This is a genomic window from Acidicapsa acidisoli, from assembly GCF_025685625.1.
Taxonomy (GTDB): domain Bacteria; phylum Acidobacteriota; class Terriglobia; order Terriglobales; family Acidobacteriaceae; genus Acidicapsa; species Acidicapsa acidisoli.
The window spans coordinates 188,100-209,137 of record NZ_JAGSYI010000002.1 but is presented as its reverse complement, the minus strand read 5'-3'; the positions used below and the strand labels follow the sequence as shown (position 1 = coordinate 209,137).

The following is a 21,038-nucleotide window of genomic DNA, read 5'->3' as shown; positions in this document are numbered from 1 at the left end:
TTAGATTTGAGCTACACCGCCATCCACAAAGAGTTCAATGCCCGAGATGTAACTTGCCTCATCCGACGCGAGAAACGCGACAACCTTCGCAATTTCATCTGGATCTCCGAGACGGCCTAGAGGAACGTTTTTCGCGAGTTCGTCTTTTATCTTGGTTAGGGCTTCGCCCTTTTCCCAACTTTCGAAGATCGGCGTGTCGATGTGACCAGGACTGATTGCATTCACACGAATACGCCTGTCGCGGAGTTCATTCGTCCAGGTACGCGCGAAGGACCGCACAGCGCCCTTCGTGGCGCTGTATACGCTGATACCTGGGAACCCTTTTATGGTTGCGATTGATGCGTTGAGAATGATTGAGGCGCCATCCCTTAACAGAGGGAGGGCCTTCTGCACTGTGAAAAATAGTCCTTTCACATTTACATTGAAGTGAAGATCGAAGAACGTTTCGTCTACGCTTCCTAAAGGCCCGATTTGTGAGATGCCAGCATTCGCGAAGACTACATCTAGTTTCCGACCGGAACTCTGAACGACTTCATACAGATGGTCGAGATCCTTCAGATTCGCCACGTCTCCCTGAATTCCAACAGCATTGGAACCAATTTCCGCAACTGCGGCATCCAATGCATCTTTACGGCGACCCGTGATGAATACGCGATCCATACCCTCGTCAACGAACCTCTTTGCTGTCGCCAGCCCCATTCCCGTCGAGCCTCCCGTGATGACGGCGACCTTTCCCAATAGCTTCTTGGCGTTGCCTCCAACCGCCTGATCCTTGCTTCTCACAGCGACCTCTCCTATTTGCAAGTGGAATGTCGATCGGAATTCCGCAGTTGTCTTAGCAACTCGTGGACCAAATACTGATGGGCCTGGCTAGAACCGGATCTAGACAAATCCCAAAAGAGAAGGTTCGCCGGTGTCATTGCTGAGAAGCGCTAAATCTCTAAAGCGCTTGTTCTCATATTTCTTCACTGCATTCGCGGTTTGAGCTGCGTTTAATTGCAAAGTATGGCGGATTCGCTGGTGTTGTGGAGAATCACGGATAAGTTTTTGGGGAGCCCTGTTCGGTCGCTCTTAGAGCAAGAGACGTGTTTCAAATGTCGCGTGGGCGACACGCGTCTTTGCGGCGACACTCCAGGCTGTTGGGCACGGCACGGTGTCATACCCAGAGCATCTGATGTTGTTGAAAGAGAGAGAGGAGTACGGTGATACCTCCGGTTCGGCTAAAGCGAACCGAGAGGACCGACAATACGGGCAAGCCTCTACCGTCGGGCCCGCCGATAGGGTCACTCCATGGTCCGCCAACTTCACCGTGTCCAAGACCGGTAGTCGTGGCAAAACCACACCAGCAGAGACTTGTTTTCTATACGGCGGAGCGGTATTTCAGTTATATATTCTCTGGCAGTAATACACACTTGTGCCTGAAACTTGGAATTGGGCCGGAAAGCGTTGCCACTGATGCCAGGGTACGACAAAACACGGCTCAAACTCGCGGCTTTCGTCGTCGGCGCGTTAAGTCTGCTGCTCTTGTGTCCTTCCACACTTGCGTTAGACCCTTCACACGACGTGAGTCAATACGCCCACACTGCGTGGCTGGTTCGCGACGGCTTCACGCAAGGCTACATCAGGTCAATTGCGCAGACGCCAGACGGCTACATCTGGCTGGGCACCGGCTTCGGGTTGTTTCGGTTCGACGGCGTCCGCGTTGAGCCTTGGCAGCCACCGTTGAATGGCGAACCACTTCCCAGCAATTTTATTGTGTGCCTCCATGTCGGCCGCGACGGCACTTTCTGGATCGGCACAATGACAGGCTTGGCGAGCTGGAAGGACGGCAAACTCACTCGATACCCGAGCCTTTCTGGCTTGCTTATCGCTTCGATTCTTGAGGATCGCAACGGGACTGTTTGGGTCGGAAGCTCCTCGTTGGCATCGCCTGGAAAGCTCTGCGCGATGGATAGAATAAATGGTGACTGCCGTGGATCGGGTGCCCCCCTCCCTAAGGGAGTGAGTTTCCTGCATGAAGATGGCCACGGCGTGCTATGGGTCGTGGCGCCTGACGGAGTTTGGCGATGGAGGCCCGGTCCCCCAAAGTACTATCACATGCCATTTGCGACGGCTGTTGTGCCAGATCTGGCTGAGGCCAGTGATGGAACCCTATTGATTCCTTTGCCAGGAGAGCTCGCTCAATTCGGGGGAGGGAAACTGGAAACTCAGCATCCTTACCCCGCTCAGGCACGCAACGTCGATGGGACAAGAATTCTCAGGGACCGCGACGGAGGCGTCTGGATTGGAACTGCGGGAGCCGGTGTTGTGCATCTTCATCACGGACGCACCGACGCATTTTCACAGGCTGATGGACTCTCCGGCGATCTCGTCACCTCGCTCTTCGAAGATCGCGAAGGGGATGTCTGGGTCGCCACCTTGAGCGGGCTTGATCGTTTTCGCAACTACGCAGTCGCGACGTACGCCCAACACGAGGGCTTTGCAACGATCCCCGGAAGGGGCTCTGTGGTGGAGGCCAAAGATGGAAGTATATGGACGGGCAGCAATGATGGTTTGAGGATGTGGAAACACGGAGAATTGACGATCTACGGTACAGCCGACGATCACAAATCACAATCAAAGACTGTATGGTTCCCTGTGCACTATGTTGGAAGTCGTGGATTGGGTGACCGTGTATCCGTGTCTGTTTTTTCGGACAATGCTGGCCGAATCCTGGTATCGACTCCATATGCGTTCGGCTACATGGAGAATGGCCGGTTTGTGTCAATACGAGGTGTTCCAGGGGGAGTTGTAACGTCCGTTGCCCAGGACAAGCAAGGGGAGCTCTGGATCGCGAACGAAGGCCAGGGTCTCATACGGTTATCGAGGAACGGAACTGTCCAGCGAATCTCTTGGGCCAACATCGGGCACAGAGACGGTGCGCAGTCTTTGGCGGCCGATCGCTCGACGGGCGGCCTGTGGCTTGGATTTGATGGGGGTGGAGTCGCGTATTTCAGTGACGGTCAAATCAAAGAAACCTACGGACGTGCGGAAGGGATGGGCAATGGCAGGGTCAGTGCGCTGCACATCGAGACCGATGATACCGTTTGGGCGGCAACCGAAGGTGGCTTAAGCCGAATCAAGAATGGCCGGGTTCTCACACTGACGAGCAAGAATGGCCTGCCCTGCGACGCGATTCATTGGATCACACAAGACGAAAAACACGCGTTCTGGCTCAACATGACCTGCGGTCTGGTCCGTATAGTGCGCAGCGAATTGGATGCGTGGGGCGCCGAATCCCAACAAAAGATTCAGCCGTTAGTTTTCGACAGCTCCGACGGAGTGTCGAATGCACCCATCGGAATGCAGGTAGGCTCCCAAGCAATCTGGCCATCAGACGGGAAAATGTGGTTCCAAGGATATCTTGGAGGTGTAAGCGTAATTGATCCGCAGCATCTTCCGAGTAATCAGATTCCGCCACCAGTAGACATTGAGCGAATCACCGCGAATGGCAATATCTACGAGGCGTCGAACGGAATACGCCTCCCACCCCAAATTCGCGATCTTAAGATCGATTACGCCGCGCTCAGTTTTGTCGCGCCGGAAAAAGTTCAGTTTCGCTACCAACTGGAAGGGCAGAGTCGTAACAAGTGGGAGGTCACGACCGATCGCGAGGTGCGATACTCAAATCTCGCGCCGGGTAATTACGTCTTTCGTCTGATCGCCTGCAACAACAGCGGCGTGTGGAACGATACGGGGGCCTCTCTGCACTTTTCAATCGCGGCGGCCTACTACCAAACCACCTGGTTCCGTCTCTGCTGTGTGACTGCACTTCTCCTGTTGTTGTGGGGGGCCTATCTCTTCCGGGTTCGGCAGTTGGAAGCACAGTTTACGGCGGGGATGGAGGCGCGCGTAGAAGAACGAACCCGCATGGCGCGAGACCTTCACGACACTTTGCTGCAAAGCTTCAGTGCGTTGCTGCCTCATCTTCAAACTGTATCCAATGTGCTTCCGTCGCAGCCGGATGAGGCCAAGCGGCGCGTCGACCGTGCAATCGAGCAAGCGACGAATGCGGTTATCGAAGGCAGGGATACTGTACATGCGCTGCGCTCGAGTGGATCAGCTGCAACTGACCTGGACCTGGCGATCAGCAATTTTGCAAAAGAATTTCTGAGCGGCGCAGCCTCGGAACCGGTCCCCGAGATTCATGTGCAGATCGAGGGACCTCCCGTGCCTCTCAATCCCATCATCCGTGACGAAGTGTACCGGATTGCGACGGAGGCGGTACGCAATGCGATCAGGCATGCGAATGCCCGTCGAATCGAGGTTGAAATCCGATACGATGAGCAACACCTGCGACTCAGGATTGGTGATAATGGAACAGGAATTGATCCTGCTATTCTCAACCGTGATCACAAGGCCGGACATTGGGGCTTGCGGGGGATGCGGGAACGCGCAAAACTCGTAGGGGGTACGCTGGAGGTCTGGAGTCAGCCGAACGTCGGCACTGAGATCGAGTTGAGTATTCCCGCGGCAAGTGTTTACGCAAAGCCACCCTCCGTGCGTTGGTCCATCTTATCCAGTTTCCGGCGAAGTTAACGTGATGGCTATGGATATTCAACTAATCCGAGTTCTGGCGGTCGACGATCACCCTATTTTCCGCCAGGGAATCACCAGCCTCCTGGCTGACCACCCCGACATGCAACTGGTTGCGGAGGGATCCAGCGGTCTTGAGGCTGTCCGCCTGTTCCGCGCTCATAAGCCTGATGTTACGCTGATGGATTTGCAGATGCCGGAGATGAATGGACTCGATGCGATCATATCGATTCGTGGCGAATTTCCTGAAGCAAGGATAATCGTACTCACGACATATAGTGGCGATGTGCAAGTGCTCCGAGCCCTCAAGGCCGGTGCACACGCCTATCTTCTAAAAAGTACCATGCACAAAGATCTTGTGGACATGATCCGCGCAGTTCACAGCGGTAAGAAGGCCTTGTCGCCTGGAGTTTCGTTTGAACTGGCTGAACACGCAACGGATGATGCACTGACACCAGCGGAAATCGATGTCCTTCGCCTGATCGCCACCGGAAATTCAAACAAACAAATCGCGGGTATCCTTTCGGTTGCCGAAGACACGGTCAAAGGCCGGGTTAAGAACATCCTGTCGAAGTTGAATGCGAATGATCGAACTCATGCCGCCACGATAGGCCTGAAGCGCGGAATCATCGAACTCTAACACCCGAAAGGGTCGGAGTTTGGTGTTAAAAGGGTCTGTCGTGACGACGTACTGCGCGGGTAACATCACTCAGGGTTATTCGTGCGACGATTCATCTCGAACTTCGTTGGTGGCAGGCCAGCTCTCGGATTGCTACTCATTCGGATTGCTGCGGGCGCAGCCCTCATCACAGGCGGCAGAGAGAGGATTTACTCTGGCCCGCACCTTGGCCTGTTAACTCTCGGCGTCTGCACAATCGCAGACGGTGTGCTTATGACAGCCGGGTTATGGACACCTCTCGCAGGGTTTCTCGCGCTCGCGCTATCCGCCAGCGACGTTCTCCTCTACCACGAAGGCCCGTGTCCGGCCATTCTGCTGGCGTGCATGGGTGCGGGAGTAGCTTTCGTTGGACCGGGAGCGTTTTCTATCGACGCATGGCTTTTCGGGTTGAAGAGAATTGACATCGACAAGCTGGAAGGGCCTCCCCGTCGATGATTCCGCCCGTAGGGTGGATTGAATCCCCTCCTCCGGTTGAGCGTTTCGAATCGAAGAAGAGATTTCGGCACCCGATGGAGTTCCCAAATGAAGCTCGATTTGGGGTTTCGTTTATAGAGCCTCCCGATGCACACTCATTTCATCGCCCGACAAAGCTCGCGGACTTGTCGATTCTAATTCTCCGATCGAGTTCGTCCAGGCAATCGCACAGTTCCCAAATCTTCCCCGAAACCCAGGGCTTTTGCTGCGCAACTATTCGATTTCGATGAGCCTTGGACCAGTAACGCGAGGTCGCTCAATGTTGCATTCTCCTATGCCAGGTGTATTCGCTGTCGACAGTGACATCGACCAGAATTGTTCTGACCGCAGCTTCAAGGACATCGTGGGCGAGAGTCCAGCCTTGAAAGCCGCTCTGACAAAGGTGCAGCGGGTGGCACCCACGGGCTCTACAGTTCTGGTCCTCGGAGAAACGGGAACAGGAAAGGAGTTAATCGCCCGCGCTATTCACAACCTGAGTGATCGGTGTAGGCGCCCGTTTGTAAAGCTAAATTGCGCCGCGATTCCGTCGGATCTTTTGGAAAGCGAACTGTTCGGCCACGAGAAAGGCGCCTTCACTGGTGCTCTCACGCAACGGATCGGCCGGTTTGAGACGGCGCATACTGGAACATTGTTCCTTGATGAAATCGGCGATCTTCCGCTCTCGTTGCAGCCCAAGCTGCTGCGGGTTCTCCAAGAGCGGGAATTTGAACGCCTCGGGGGAACCCGCACGCATCAGATTGATGTTCGGCTCGTTGCGGCGACGCATCGCGATTTGACGGAAATGGTCAATCGCGGGCAATTCCGAAGCGATCTCTACTATCGGATTAATGTATTCCCCATTACCGTGCCACCGCTTCGCGCACGTCCGGAGGACATACCGCAGCTTGTACAGCACTTTGTTGACATCTACGCCCGACGAATTGGGATGCAGATCGATCACATCGCCAAAGAGACAATGGCTGCGTTCCAAGCGTATGCTTGGCCCGGCAACATACGAGAACTTCAAAACCTCGTAGAACGATCCGTAATCCTTGCTAGTAACGGGGAACTCCCGAATCCCTTACCCCCATCTGATTGCATTCACGTGGAAGCGAGCTCGGGGCTGGGCACCTTCAAAGAGTCGCAGCGAGCTCTAATTCTGCGCGCGTTAGAGGCGTGCGCGTGGATCATCGGGGGGCAACGCGGCGCAGCCGCGAAGCTCGGATTAAAACGTACCACCCTGATAACGAAGATGAGATATTTTGGCATTACACGCCCTGGAGCAACATTCGACACAACCTGGCAATCATTGTCAGACTAGGTGTGCCGACGCCCCTGCGTGACGTGTCGCGGGTTTCGCAATTTCTTCAGTTTGGTAGCCCTTTTCTGTCGGCAAATAGATCATCACGACTCACGCGGGCAGTTTACTTGCCTGGTTAAGAGCAATGCTCGTGCCATCTATGACTATCCCGATAAACGACCCAGAATGCGCTCCTGTAAAAGTGGTAGTAACCAGAAATGCAGTCGTCAAGCTGTCATTCAAGTCGATTGCCTGCGGATTACATCGGCGAAATTGAACTCAGCCGTTCAGTGCTCTGAGCCAGTGGCGCTGTTTACTTTGATTGGGTTTAGTTAGCGATGTAACGTCATATTCACATTTGAGCGATAGCATGATTGGGGATTTCGGGACACGGGGAACATAGAGAAAGGATTTTGAATGAACATCTCCACCGAAGAAATGGACGGCGGCGTGACTCGAGTCGTCCTCGATGGGCGCATGGATATTGAAGGCGCAGCTAAGGTCGATCTGAAGATGAATGTCGTCGCCGGCAGTGCCAAATTTCTGTTGCTGGACCTGCATGGGGTCACGTTCATGGGCTCTATGGGACTGCGCTCGATTGTCGTTCCGGCCAAGAATGTGCATCGCCGGGGTGGTAAGGTGGTCTTATTCGCGCCTCAGCCAATGGTGGAGGAAGTCATCAAGGCTAGCAGCATCGACCAGATCATTCCGATCCGTCACGATCTCGAGCCTGCACTGGAAATCCTGAAGTAGTTATGGAAGTTGCTGCCAAGGTCTGCAGAGCAAGCGGTTCGCGGAAGAAGTCGGCCGGGTTAGTTCTACCCATATCGGAGTCAGAAATGCCCGAACCCTCGGCGCGTATGCCGAAAGAGCAGATCGCGCTATGCGGCAGTTTAGACGAGTTAGCCCGTGTGTGGCCTTGGGTGGAAGAACTCTCCGCCGAGTATGCAATTTCAGCCGATGTATGTTTCGCCATCAACCTCTGTCTTGAAGAGGCGCTTTCCAACATTGTTCGCCATGGATATAAGAGAGACTGTGCCCGCCCCATTACAGTGAGTTGTTCCGTCAGTACGCATCCTTCCACTAAGCGGGAACTTGTCTTCGTCATCGAAGATAAGGCCCCGCATTTCAATCCACTCGATCCTGCCCTATTGAATCAGGCAGATATCGCCCACACTCTGGACGATGTGACGCCAGGCGGTCAGGGCATCCGGCTCCTGCATAAATTCGCTGGATCACTTCACTATGAACCGTTGGTGGAGGGGAACCGCCTTATGATTGGCTTTCCGATCCCACCGGCAGGGCATAGTTGAATCTTTGAAACGAGAAGTCACTGTTCAGATCCGCGATGACGGCAACTTTCAACTTGATTTCACCTTGCCGTCTGCTGTTTCTCAGGACCGCGGTAGCGTACCAAAAGAAGCGTGATATCGTCCGACTGGCTTGCTCCCTGGGAAAAGTTTTCGACGGCACTCAGTATTCCTTCTTGAGTGGCTTTCAAAGGTGCGTCTTTGTACTGACCGAATGTTTCCTGAAGCCGCGTATCTTGAAACAGTTTGCCGAATCTGTCCTCTGCTTCGGTTACGCCATCGGTATAGAGCAACAGTGTATCTTCCGGTTCGAGCTGAAAACGGGAAGAGGTGTAAGACGCTTCCTCTACCAAACCGACCGGGAAAGACCCACCGGAATAGAGTTCGCTGACGATTCCTTGGCGCATTACCAGTGGAGAAGGATGACCAGCGCGGATAAATTCAAGGGTACCGTCAGGATCGATTAGTCCGAAGAACATGGTTACGAAGCGGCCAATCGCTGCGCGGCTGCAGAGCAACCGGTTCAAATAACCGAAAACTCTTGCTGGATCGACATCCAAGGTGATTCCTGAAAGCGCTCCCTGCAGTATGGTTGCGACCAGGGCAGCGCCGAGGCCCTTGCCGGATACGTCGGCAATCAAGATCGCTATGCGGCCATCCGGCACAGGGAAGACATCGAAATAATCGCCTCCCACCTCGTTACAGGGGCGATGAAATCCAGCGATCGCGAAATTGGGGTAGTCCTGCAATCCTTGCGGAATCAGGGCCTGTTGAATCTCGCGCGCGATGCTTAACTCTTGCTCAAGGCGCTGGCGTTCTCGCTCCTGCTCGATCAGCCGGGCGTTTTCAAGAATGCTCCCGGCTTGCGCACCCAGCGCATCCAGGATCTGGCGGTCCAGTGCCGAAAACGTGGCTGTGCGCTTGGAATCGAGATACACGGCGCCTAGCAGTTGCCGGTGTGTGGTTTCGGCAGAGGAGCCGGCTTGCCGCCGAGGCCCGCCGTACAAAGGAATTACAACCGAAGAGCGCAACAGTTGAAGAACAACGCTTTGCGCGCTTTGCAGATTCATCTCCGCCAGGTTCAGATCCTCATTGACCACCGCTGTTTCAAGTTCGATGGCGCGGCCGAGTACCGAACGGCTGGGGTTCATCGCTTCTGGTTCAAGACTCTTGCCTCCTTGCCCGCGTGCCAACTCGACCTGCAGCACGCCGGATTCATCGGGCTCCAGCAACATTCCGCGGTCGGCGTGGGTGACGACAATGGCGTGATCGAGCATCGTGGCGAGCACGGATTCCAGTGGAAGCTCAGAATGCATGAGCGATGTCGCTTCCAGAAGAAGCTTGAGCCCATTGAGTTCGTCGGCTGAGTTGTTTCCCATCGAGCCTAGAATGCTGCGCAGTTTTGTCTCGGCTTTTTCCTGGGCCATTGCCTCTGGGGACAGGCGGAAGACGAGTTGGCATGCGTTGTCGGTGCCGAGGCGGATCCGGTCGCCATTGGCGAGCCAATGGGCGTGAGCCGGTTCGCCGTTGACGAAGATACCCTCACGCTGGCCGCGATCCTCAATGAAGAATCCGGACGAGCCAGCAGAAATCGCCGCGCATTTGCGCGAGATGCGCATGTCATCGAGAGACAGATGATTGCCGTTTTCCTGGCCTCGTCCGATGAAGAACGGGAGCTCAGTGATCGCAATTACCTGTTGAGGCAGGTCGACGAACTCAACATCGATAAACGCTTTGGCTGGAGCAGTTGATTCCGTCATAGGCAATGTGTGCGTGAATTCTAGAGGTTAGCTTAATTTCAGTGCCGGTCAAATACATCTTCCGTAATGAAGACTCGTTACTATTGATCGCCGAGCGCACGTTACCATCGTTGCAGCGTTCGATCGAATGGGTCAAATACCTTGACAATGTGTATTGCCTTCAATAGCTTTTACCCTTGTCGCCCCTAAAAAGTTTATTTCACAGGCGTAGAACGATTTTGATCAACCTGTGCGCCATGAAAAGCCTGCAAGGCGATGCCATTTCCCCGATGGCAACTTGAATCTTCGGCTCAGCCGCATGAAAGACTTGGCCGCGTGGTTTCGCGTTCGCCTCTGATCGCGGAAATTCAGGTCATCAATCACCTAACAATGGCGTTTGTATTGAATCGCACATAGGACCAGGACCAGCGGACCAGTACTAGTGGATCAGGATCAGCGCTCGAACAGCCAGATACAAAGCATTCACCGGCAGTTGCTTCTCCAGGAGATCTCAAACATGGCCAACAAGTTCGCGGTCTCGGCTGCTAATGTGCGTCCCGCGCCCCCATCGGTTTCTTCTACGAATTCCTCTGAGCGGGGGTTGTGCTCTCTTCCGGTATCTTTGCACTCCGTAGTTGCTGGAGTACGGCGCGCCCTCTCGTTGGCATTGACCATGATGCTCCTCGGCGCATCATGCACTCTGGCGCAGGGACAGACACTTTCGCCCGCCTGGGTTCAGCAATCGCCTGCGGCTAACCCTGGCGGCCGTTTTGAGTCGTCAATTACATACGACGCGGCGCACGGACAAGTGGTTTTGTTCAGCGGCGACACCGAGCCATCCGACACTTGGCTGTGGAACGGATACAACTGGACTGAGGCAAGCACCACCGGGCCCTCGCCGCGTTATAACCCCGCAATGGTCTACGATGCGGCGCATGGCCAGGTGGTGTTGTTCGGAGGCACGGACTACAACAGCGGCATACGTCAGGGCGACACATGGGTTTGGAACGGGAGCAGTTGGACCGAGGTGAGTACAACGGGGCCGACGGGGCGGAATGGCGCGGTGATGGTCTACGATGCCACGCACAACGATGTAGTCCTGTTCGGAGGCATCGATGATGAGACAGGCTTCCAACAAGACACCTGGATATGGAACGGGACCAGTTGGGCTAAGGTAAGCACGACCGGGCCCTCCCCGCGCGCGGACTACAGCATGGCCTACGATTCGACCATGGGCCAGGTCGTACTGTTCGGTGGAGATGGCAGCGCAGGTTATCTGAATGACACCTGGGTTTGGGATGGGACTGCCTGGACTCAGTTGAATCCAGCCAACAGCCCGTCGGCGCGTGAGGCACAGGGCATGGCCTACAACGCTGCTTTGGGCCAGGTGATCCTGTTCGGCGGCACGAACGGCAGCTATCTGGACGATTCATGGGTATGGAACGGGACCAATTGGACTGAGGTAGCCACCCCGGGCAGCCTTACGGCGAGAATTGCGCCCAACGGCATGACCTACGATGCGGCGTTGGGACAGGTGATCTTGTACTCGGGATTAGCTCAGGACGCCGACACCTGGGAGTGGGGCCTTCCGGGAAATTTCGGCAACGTGAATGTTTGCCCGTCGGGACAGACTATTCCTGCGCCCTGCAGTAGTACCCTTGAATTTACCTACAACGTCGCGGCGAACACGACGTTTGGCACACCCCAGGTTGTAACGCAAGGAGCGACGGGCCTAGACTTCTCGCTTGCCACCGGGAACACCTGCATCAACACTGTCTCTGCGGGTGGCTCCTGCACCGTGAGCGTGACCTTTACTCCACTGGCGCCGGGACTGCGCACAGGGGCGGTGAAGCTCGTGGATGCCGGCGGAAACCTGCTGACCACTACGCTGGTCTACGGCACCGGCCAGGGACCGGCGGTTGGATTCGGTCCTGGCATCCAGACGACGGTGAGTAGCGGATGGAACCAAACAGAGGGAGTGGCGGTAGATGCGGCGGGCGATGTCTTCGTCTCGAATTACGGCCTCGGTCAGGTATCTAAGGTTGCACCCGGTGGCGTCCAGTCCACGGTACCCGCCAGCGGTCTACTTAACCCTTACGGGGTGGCAGTGGATGGAGCGGGCGATGTCTTCGTTGCTGATCCCAACAACCACCGAGTGGTAAAGGTCACGCCCAGCGGCGTCCAGACCACAGTGGGTAGCGTGAGTTACCCATACGGGGTGGCGGTGGATGGAGCGGGCGACGTCTTCATCGTGGATAGCCAAAATACTCAAGTCGTGGAGGTCACGCCCAATGGCGTCCAGACCACTGTACCCGCCACAGGTTTGACGAACCCCTATGATGTAGCGGTCGACGGAGCAGGCGATGTCTTCATCTCCGATCCCACGAACGTCCAGGTGGTGAAGGTTGCGCCCGGCGGCGTCCAGACTACGGTGCCCGCTAACGGGCTGGTTTGCCCGTACGGTGTAGCAGTGGACGCGGCGGGTGACGTCTTCATTGCCGATCCCTGTCTTGGCGAGGTGGTGGAGGTTGCGCCCAGCGGGGTTCAGACCACGACAGCCAGCAGCCTGGTTGGCCCGATAAGCGTGGCGGTGGATGGAACGGGCAATGTCTACATCGGAAATAACAGCGTAGCGGGAGTCGTCACGAAAGTGAACCGCTCGCAGGTCCCTTCGTTGAGCTTTTCCTCCACCTCAGTGGGTTACACCAGCAGCGACAGCCCGCAGTCGGTCGCACTTCAAAACATCGGCAACCAGACGCTCAGCGCGGAGAGCCCGGGATTGCTGACCGTCAACGGGCCCAATTTCGTCAATGTTCCCGGCTCCGGCACGCTGGCGGATTGTTCCGCCAGTTCTGCACTGACCCCTGGCCAGTCCTGCAATTTGAGTATCAGTTTCGAGCCGCAGGCTGGCGGTTCGCTCACCAGCACCGCCGTCTTTACCGACAATGCTCTGAACGCAAATTCGATTACGCAAAGCATTGGACTCAGCGGCTTTGGAGTTTCCAACGTTACGCTTACTGTGACCGGATCAGGGACGGGCAGTGGTTTTGTGCAATCCAATCCGACGGGGATCAACTGTAATGAGATCGCTGGCGTTACGTCAGGGACCTGTTCCGCAAGCGTTCTGGGCGGAGTAGCCATGTCGTTGGAGGAAGTTCCGACAGCGGGCTCTACGTTTACAGGCTGGACTGGCGTTTGCGCAGGCCAGGGTCAGATTTGCGTCCTGACCTTGAATACAGCCACAAGCGTCTCCGCAACATTTGTTGCGGCCATCAACTTTCCACTGACCGTGACGGAGATCGGCAACGGCACGGGAACGGTGACCGACAATCTGGAACAGATCGATTGCAGTCAGGCCAATGGAGTTTCGACGGGCACATGCGCCGGAAGCTATTCGAGCGGCACACAGGTAACTCTGACGGCGGCTGCCAGCGGAAGCTCGACATTTCTGGGATGGGGCGGCGTCTGCGCGAGTGCGGGAACCAGCCCGACGTGCAGTCTGCCGATCGGTCAAGCGGTCAATGTCACCGCCAGTTTCGTGAACCAGAGCTTCGGAGGCGTCAATGTCTGCCCGTCCGGACAGACCACACCGGCGCCATGCAGCGCAACCATGCCTGTGACCATCAACCTTGCGGCGAACACTACGATTGGCGCGATTCAGGTTGTCACACAGGGCGTCACCGGCCTCGACTTCAATCTTGGCAGCGGCAACACCTGTACCGGAGCTATCGTTGCAGGCAACTCCTGCAGCGTAAATGTTGCCTTCACACCACTTGCGCCCGGATTGCGCATGGGCGCTGTCAACCTGTACGACAATGGTGGAGATCTAGTTGCGGCTGCGCCGGTCTATGGCATCGGCCAGGGACCGGCAGTTGCTTTCGGTCCAGCCACGCAGGCCGTCGTAAATCTTGGAAGCGTCACGCTGAATCAGGCCAAGGGGCTCACGATCGATGCCGCCGGAGATGCGTTCATCGCAGATACCCTCAACCAGCGGGTCGTGAAGATAAGCGCGAACGGCACGCTGTCCACCGTCGGCACTGGGCTTGAATATCCGCAGGGTCTTGCAGTGGATGGGGCCGGCGATCTCTTCATCGGGGACAACCTGCTGAATGAGGTCGTGGAAGTTCCGGCAGGCTGCATCAGCAGCACTTGCCAAAAGACAATCGGCACGGGCCTGAGGAGTCAGCTCGGCGTGGCAGTAGATGGAAGGGGCAATGTCTTTATCGGTGACTTTGTCGATGGTGAGGTCGCCGAAGTGCCCGCCAACGGTGGCGCGCAGACCGTGGTCTACAGTCCCGGGAACGGGTCCAATCCAGTTGGCCTGGCCGTCGATAGCGCGGGCAATCTGTATGTAGCGGACTTCGGCCTCAAGGCAGTCAAAAAGGTTCCTGCCGGATGCACCACCAGCACTTGCACGATTGCATTGGGCGGCGGATGGCAACAACCGGATAGCGTATCCGTCGATGCTGCAGGCGATGTCTTTGTGGCGGACTTCGGACTCCAAGAGGTGATCGAGATCCCAGCAGGTTGCACCACTGGCGCTTGCGCGATTGTCGTGGCAAGCGGAATCCAGACGGTAGCCGCGGCCGTGGATTGGGTCGGCGATGTCTTCATTCCCAACGAGGGCAACAATCAGCTTGTCGAACTAACCCGATCGCAGCCGGCATCATTGAGCTTTGCTCTCACCAATGTGGGCAGCACAAGCGGCGACAGTCCGCAGCAGGTCACTGTTCAAAACATCGGCAACCAGCAGCTTTCAGGCTCGATTGCTCTGAGCCTGGGCGCGAACTTCGCGCAGAGTATTAACTCAACATGCGGCAGCAGCTTTTCACTGGCTCCAGGTGCAATCTGCTCCGAGATATTCAGCTTCACGCCACAGAGCACCGGTTACTTTACAGCTTCGGCGTCGTTGTTTGACAACACTTTCAATCTCTCTCCGCTAGTCACACTGCAAACCATCAATCTCAGCGGCAACGGAGGCTTGAACGGGCAGGCTGTGGGCGCGACCGTTCCTAACGTGGTTGGGCAGACGGAAGCAGCAGCCTCAACAACGCTCACCACTGCAGGCTTAACGCTGGGAACCGTGAGCACCGCGTACAGCAGCAGCGAGCCTGCAGGAAGCGTCGTCGGCGAAAGCCCGGCCGCTGGATCGCAGGTCAATCTCGGAACCACGGTCGCATTGCTTATCTCGACTGGCCAGGCGCCTACGCCAACACCTAATCCGCTGACGTTCGAGAATAACTACTTCGTCACTGGAGACTACGCCTCCGCAGGAGTTACTCTGCGCGGAACCGGCGTGAACGGCATAGCCACTGGAACGATTACCATTCCCGATAACACCACAGGCCCCGGCGTCGGCCAAGGCGTTCCTGATGGTGCCGATATTGTCGATGGCTTCCTCTACTGGGAGACGCTGGAAAATACCGCGACTCCTTCGGCCAATACAGGAACCTTCCTCGGTTATCCCATTACCGGGCAACAGATCGGAAGCGACGTCCCCTATACCGACCGCACTCTGAGCGGGACACTGCGCGTGTACCGCGCCGACATCAACACCTATTTCCCGGCGAGCACGAACGGCAATGGAGTGCGCTACGCGTCGGGCGCGTTCAAAGTCTCTCTGCCGGATAGTGGAGGAAGCGGATTCCCGCTCACCGAGGGAGCGAGCCTGGTAGTCATCTATCGCGTGCTGTCTCCGAACTTCCCGCTCAAGTCTGTCGTGATTTACGACGGATCGGCGACTCCGACAACTTCTACGACGCAAGCCGTGCAAGGATTCTATGATGCGCTGGGCACAGCCAGTGGCACCGAGAGCACTATTCTCAACTACACAGGCGGGGCATGGAACAACAGCTTGAGCGCTATTACGCTCGCACCACATGCAAGCCAGTACAGCGCGACGTTGAACGCCGGTACCGCCTATGCCGCGGTAATTCTTAGCACGCCCGTGACCAACAGCGATAATGACGGCATTCTGGACGCCTGGAAGAGCGGCCCCGGCGTGGGCAGCTTCTTTGCAGGACAGTCCGGTTATACAGATGTAAAGACCCAGTCGTGGGTGGCATTGCCGGGCGCGAAGCACGGCCGGAAAGACCTGTTCGTCCAGCTCGACTACATGTGCGGAGCCGTGCTGGCAAGCGGCGCATGCGATCCCAACCAGGAGAATCTCTTCCCCTCGCCTGATCCTAGCGGCAACGATCCGTTGGCGATGGTACAGCAGGCATTCGCCTCGGCGGGGATCGTGCTTCATCTCACAGTTGGGAATGCAGTGCCGGAAAGCACCTGCACGGATAGTTCGTCGCAATTGTGCCAGTTCCCCAATCAGCCTGGAGTGATCGGTTGGAAGAACAGCCTTGAATTCTCCAAGGTCTGGCCGCGCAATCTTGCGTCCTGCGCTGCGGGTACGGATTGCACGGCCCGCTTCCCGTACGGTCAGAAAGATAGCTATCACTACGTGCTCTTCGGCCACTCTCTGGCAGTGCCGGCGTGGAGCACGCGTTATCAAAACTTAACCTCAATCAATGTGGTCAGTGGCGTCACGACCATCTTTACCGCCGATCGTGGCTCAGCAACCGGCAGTTGCCCAAGCCGTATTACGCTCTCCGGTGTGCTGGGGAACCCTGCCCTGAATGGGGTCTACAACACGACCGGTTGCCCCGATACTAAGACGATCATCCTGGCGACTCCCGGTGTTCCCAACTGGAGCTACCCGAACACCACGTTGCCGGAACCGGTCATCGGTCTCACTTCCGGCACGATCACCAGCATCTCCGGTTATTCCGATCTGGGCGGCGCCGACTCTGCCGTGACTCTGGCCCTTTGGGAGACGAATCCGAATCAGGACATGAGCAAGCGCGCCAACGTGATCGCTGGCACTCTATACCACGAGATCGGACACACGCTCGGTTTGAGCCATGGTGGGCTCTACTACGACGCACCCGGCAGCTACGTTCCGACCTTCGAGGTCAATTGCAAGCCGAACTATCAGAGTGTGATGAACTATCTGTTCCAGCTCGACGGCGTGGGACCGAATGCTGCCGTTGCCTACTCCAACCAGACGCTTACCGAATTGTTCAGATCTTCACTGCAGTCAGTCGGTCAGCTTGCGGATACGGATTCCGGCTTTGCCGGCATCGCGCCGACATTCTCCACTTCGGTTTGGTACACCTCGACGCCGCCGACCTCGACGACCAGCCCCGCCACGCTGCATTGCGATGGTACTCCGCTCACCGGCGACACAGGATATCGCGTGAACGGGACAGTCGCACCGATCAGCCCACCGTGGCAGAGTGGACAGAACGTTACTTTCGATGGCGCGTCGTATTCACAACTGCGCGGATACAACGATGTGGCCAAGACGGATCTGCGGCAGGTAGGAGCTACAGGTGGTGAGTTCGCGTCGCTGGCGAATGTGCTTTCGTTCGGTTCCTCCTCATCTCCGCTAAGCATCAGCGCGGGCGGCAATGTCACGCTAGGCAGCGGTGGAACCGTCACGCTGGGAAGTGGCGGGAATGTCACACTAGGCAGCGGCGGCAATGTCACGCTGGGAAGTGGCGGCACAATCACACTGGGCAGCGGTGGCAGTGTGACGTTCGGCAGCAACAGCAACGTCACGCTGGGCAGCGGCGCAACCGTCACGCCGGGCAACGGAGGTACCGTCACACTGGGAAGTGGTGGTAATGTCACGCTCGGCAGCGGCGGCACCATCACGTTGGGCAGCGGCGGCAATGTCACTCTGGGCAGTGGCGGCAATGTCACGCTTGGAAGCGGTGGCACCATTACGCTGGGCAGCGGCGGCAGTGTCACAATCCCGGCGACCGGGGGCAGCTACACCATCGGCAGCAGTGGTGGGACCATCACGTTAGGCAGCGGTGGCAACGTCACTCTGGGCAGTGGCGGTAACGTCACTCTCGGCAGTGGTGGGACCATCGCCCTGGGCAGTGGTGGCAACGTCACTCTGGGCAGTGGTGGCAATGTCACCTTGGGCAGCGGTGGCACGGTCACGCTCGGCAGCGGCGGCAACATCACTCTTGGTAGTGGTGGCAACGTAACTCTGGGCAGTGGCGGCACGATTGCGCTGGGCAGCGGTGGAGTCGTCGTGCTCGGCAGCGGCGGCAATGTCACCTTGGGCAGTGGTGGCACGGTCACGCTAGGCAGTGGCGGCGACACAAGCGAGAGCAGTGGCGGCAACGTGACGCTAGGCAGTGGCGGAACCGCTACGCTGGGCGCTGGCGGAACTGTGACACTAGGCAGCGGCGGCAACGTCACCCTAGGCAGCGGCGGTAATGTCACGCTTGGCAGCGGTGGCACGATTACATTGGGCAGCGGCGGCAATATCACGCTCGGCAGCGGCGGAACAATCACCCTAGGCAGCGGCGGCACCGTCACGCCCACCGGCGGAAGTGCAATCACAATTGGTGCAGGCGGTAGTTATACCTTTGGCAGCAGCGGAGGAACCATCACGCTTGGTAGTGGCGGTAATGTCACGCTTGGCAGCGGTGGTAACGTGACGCTTGGTAGTGGCGGGACTATCGCTCTTGGCAGCGGTGGGGTGGTCACTCTGGGAAGTGGCGGCAATGTCACGTTGGGCAGTGGTGGAGTGGTCACGCTAGGCAGCGGCGGCAATGTGACGCTCGGCAGCGGTGGGACTGTCGCTCTCGGCAGCGGCGGAAACATCACCTTGGGCAGCGGTGGCGCTGTCACCAACGAGTTGACTTACGAAACCGCCAACTCAGTCGTTCGTCCCCCGTCTTCGCCCACGGAAACTCCAACATCGCAAGGAGTCCGAGTCGACTGGACTGCACCCGCTTTCGGAGTTGTATCCACTTATACGATCTATCGCAGCTCCGATGGGGCCACGCCAATCCTCATTGGCAGCGTAAGCGGCGTGAATGGTGCTGCGCCGGCGACGGAGTTTATCGATACAAACCCGGATTTGACTTCACAAACCGTGGTTTACACCATTTCCACCACTCTGGTGCCTGACTCGAACGGAACGCAACGCCAGAGCCCGCCCTCAGCGCCCGCTGTGTTGAAGAACGATCAGTCGATTACATTGGGCCCGTTACCTAGCTCTGTCGTGATTACAAATCCGCCAACGATTACAGCAACCGCTATGTCGAGCGGCGCTCCGAATGGATTGCAGGTCAACTTCAGCGCTTCAGGGTCTTGCTCGATTGGCAGCCAGTCGATTGCTAACAATGTTTCTTCCGCTGCGATGGTCCTCAACACCACGGGAAGCTGCGCCATCACAGCCTCACAAGCGGGCACAAACTCCTTCAATGCGGCCAATTCTGTGTCTGGAACATTCCAGGTGCTGCCGCAGGGCTCAACCACGCAGTCGCAGACGATCAACTTCGCTCTATTGCCAAACGTGGTGTTCGGCAACAGCTTCACCTTGAGTGCGTCCTCCTCTGTTGCCAATAACCCAGTCATTTTCACTTCCACCGGGCCATGCTCGACGAATGGCAAGATTAGTGGAGCCGGCGTTTGCACCATCACCGCATCGGCAGCCGCAATCGGTAACTATAGCGCTGCCTCGCAGACGCAGTCGTTCACCATTTACCCCGCAGTGATCGAGGTCATCGCCAATAACCTGAACGGCACGTTTGGACAGCCGCTTCCGCCGTTGACCTTCCGCTACATCGGCTTTGTTAACGGCGATACAGCTTCGGTCGTCAGTGGCGCACCCGCGCTGTCTACCACTGCTACCGCAACGAGTAATGCTGGTAGTTATCCGATTGCCGTATCGACTGGCACGCTCGCTGCCGCAAACTATTCTTTCCTGTATGTGAACGGAAAGTTGACGATACAACCGGCGAATCAATCGGCGCTTACGCTAATCACTGCATCGCCTTTAACCTACAATCAGAGCGAAACTCTGAGCGTCACAGGCGGCAGCACCGGCGGGGCTGTTACGTATAGTGCAACTGGTTCTTGCACCATCAGCGGCGCCAAACTTACTGCCAATAGCGGCACCGGCGCTTGCCTGGTGACGGCTACGATGGCTGGAAATACCAATTACAACGCTGTAACCAGTACGCCGGCCAACACCATAACTCTGGCTCCCGCAGGCCAGACAATTACATTCACAACAAACCCTCCAGCAAGCGCAGCGTATAACGGCACGTTCACAGTAGCGGCCACAGGCGGCGGTAGCGGGAATGCGGTCACCTTCACGAGTTCCGGAGCCTGCAGCAATACCGGCGTAACTTACAAAATGACCAGCAGCACAGGCACGTGCTCCGTGATCGCCAGCCAGGCAGGCAACTCCAACTACGGCGCGGCGCAGACTACGAAGACGGTCAATGCAACTGGGCCATCGGTCAACATATCTCCGTCGAATATCAACTTCGGCACGCTATATCTGGGAAGCATCTCAACCAAAACGATTACTGTGACCAATACAGGAACGGCGCCTGTCACCGTCAACGATCCTCTTCTTTCCATCGTGCATGGAGGGAACTCCAACGAATATCTAGCCGTCAACCTCTGCCTGACACCGTTGGCGGCAGGGAAGAGTTGTACGGTTACCATTGCTTTCATCGCCGGTCCGTTCTATACGCCGCAGACTGCGACATTGAATATCATGGATAACGCCCCAGGAAGTCCCCAGCAGGTAGCGTTGAGTGCGGCGGTGGTAGATCCCCTGGTGAGTTTCAGTCCAACAAGCCTGAATTTCGGAACCATAAAACACGCCACCAGCAGTACGCTAAGTGTTACGGTGAGCAATCCCGGAGCAACTCCCCTGGTATTCAGCGGTGCGGGAATCAGCGTCACGGGAACAAACGCGTCAGACTTCGTTCAAACCAATACTTGCGGCAGTTCACTCGCATCTGGCGCAAAGTGCAGCGTTTCGGTTAAGTTCACCCCGCCGGCGACTGGCACATTCAGCGCCAACCTGACGTTGATTGATAATGCTCAAAGCGGCAGTGGCACACAAACCATTCCGCTTTCTGGTAAGGGGAACTAGGGACGCGCGA

Annotated in this window: 9 protein-coding genes; 7 read left to right on the top strand and 2 right to left on the bottom strand. The window is 56.8% G+C overall.

The genetic code is table 11. From position 1 onward, the window contains the following. Positions 1-783, bottom strand: a complete 783-nt coding sequence (locus OHL23_RS10970) for a glucose 1-dehydrogenase (RefSeq protein ID WP_263351927.1) — start codon at positions 781-783, stop codon at positions 1-3. Between the two features lie 672 nt (positions 784-1,455). Here OHL23_RS10970 and OHL23_RS10965 point away from each other — a divergent pair. The 6 genes from OHL23_RS10965 to OHL23_RS10940 all read left to right on the top strand — a co-directional run bounded on the left by OHL23_RS10965 (position 1,456) and on the right by OHL23_RS10940 (position 8,320). Then, positions 1,456-4,578, top strand: coding sequence for a sensor histidine kinase (locus tag OHL23_RS10965; RefSeq protein ID WP_263353221.1), 3,123 nt, complete (start codon positions 1,456-1,458; stop codon positions 4,576-4,578). A 4-nt stretch (positions 4,579-4,582) separates the two neighbouring features. Then, positions 4,583-5,215, top strand: a complete 633-nt coding sequence (locus OHL23_RS10960) for a response regulator (protein ID WP_263351926.1) — start codon at positions 4,583-4,585, stop codon at positions 5,213-5,215. 81 nt (positions 5,216-5,296) lie between these two features. After that, a complete protein-coding gene (locus tag OHL23_RS10955) occupies positions 5,297-5,689 on the top strand; it encodes a hypothetical protein (protein WP_263351925.1) in 393 nt (130 codons plus the stop codon). A 265-nt stretch (positions 5,690-5,954) separates the two neighbouring features. After that, on the top strand, positions 5,955-7,028 hold the full coding sequence (locus OHL23_RS10950; RefSeq protein ID WP_317891695.1) for a sigma-54 interaction domain-containing protein: 1,074 nt from the start codon (positions 5,955-5,957) through the stop codon (positions 7,026-7,028). Between the two features lie 396 nt (positions 7,029-7,424). Next, positions 7,425-7,760 carry an STAS domain-containing protein gene (locus OHL23_RS10945; protein WP_263351924.1) on the top strand — a complete coding sequence of 112 codons (336 nt, stop codon included), beginning with the start codon at positions 7,425-7,427 and terminating at the stop codon, positions 7,758-7,760. Between the two features lie 86 nt (positions 7,761-7,846). After that, a complete protein-coding gene (locus OHL23_RS10940; protein ID WP_263351923.1) occupies positions 7,847-8,320 on the top strand; it encodes an ATP-binding protein in 474 nt (157 codons plus the stop codon). Positions 8,321-8,379: 59 nt separating this feature from the next. Here OHL23_RS10940 and OHL23_RS10935 read toward each other — a convergent pair whose 3' ends face one another. Beyond that, positions 8,380-10,077, bottom strand: a complete 1,698-nt coding sequence (locus tag OHL23_RS10935; RefSeq protein WP_263351922.1) for a SpoIIE family protein phosphatase — start codon at positions 10,075-10,077, stop codon at positions 8,380-8,382. Positions 10,078-10,573: 496 nt separating this feature from the next. On the opposite strand from OHL23_RS10935, the gene OHL23_RS10930 reads away from it, so the two are divergent. Next, on the top strand, positions 10,574-21,028 hold the full coding sequence (locus OHL23_RS10930; RefSeq protein WP_263351921.1) for a choice-of-anchor D domain-containing protein: 10,455 nt from the start codon (positions 10,574-10,576) through the stop codon (positions 21,026-21,028). The last annotated feature ends 10 nt before the right edge of the window (positions 21,029-21,038 follow it).

Bases quoted from the DNA above. Each gene is read 5' to 3' on its own strand.
- OHL23_RS10965 (WP_263353221.1), top strand. From the start codon at position 1,456: ATGCCAGGGTACGACAAAACACGGCTCAAACTCGCGGCTTTCGTCGTC.
- OHL23_RS10960 (WP_263351926.1), top strand. From the start codon at position 4,583: ATGGCTATGGATATTCAACTAATCCGAGTTCTGGCGGTCGACGATCAC.
- OHL23_RS10950 (WP_317891695.1), top strand. From the start codon at position 5,955: ATGAGCCTTGGACCAGTAACGCGAGGTCGCTCAATGTTGCATTCTCCT.
- OHL23_RS10945 (WP_263351924.1), top strand. From the start codon at position 7,425: ATGAACATCTCCACCGAAGAAATGGACGGCGGCGTGACTCGAGTCGTC.
- OHL23_RS10940 (WP_263351923.1), top strand. From the start codon at position 7,847: ATGCCCGAACCCTCGGCGCGTATGCCGAAAGAGCAGATCGCGCTATGC.
- OHL23_RS10935 (WP_263351922.1), bottom strand. From the start codon at position 10,077: ATGACGGAATCAACTGCTCCAGCCAAAGCGTTTATCGATGTTGAGTTC.
- OHL23_RS10930 (WP_263351921.1), top strand. From the start codon at position 10,574: ATGGCCAACAAGTTCGCGGTCTCGGCTGCTAATGTGCGTCCCGCGCCC.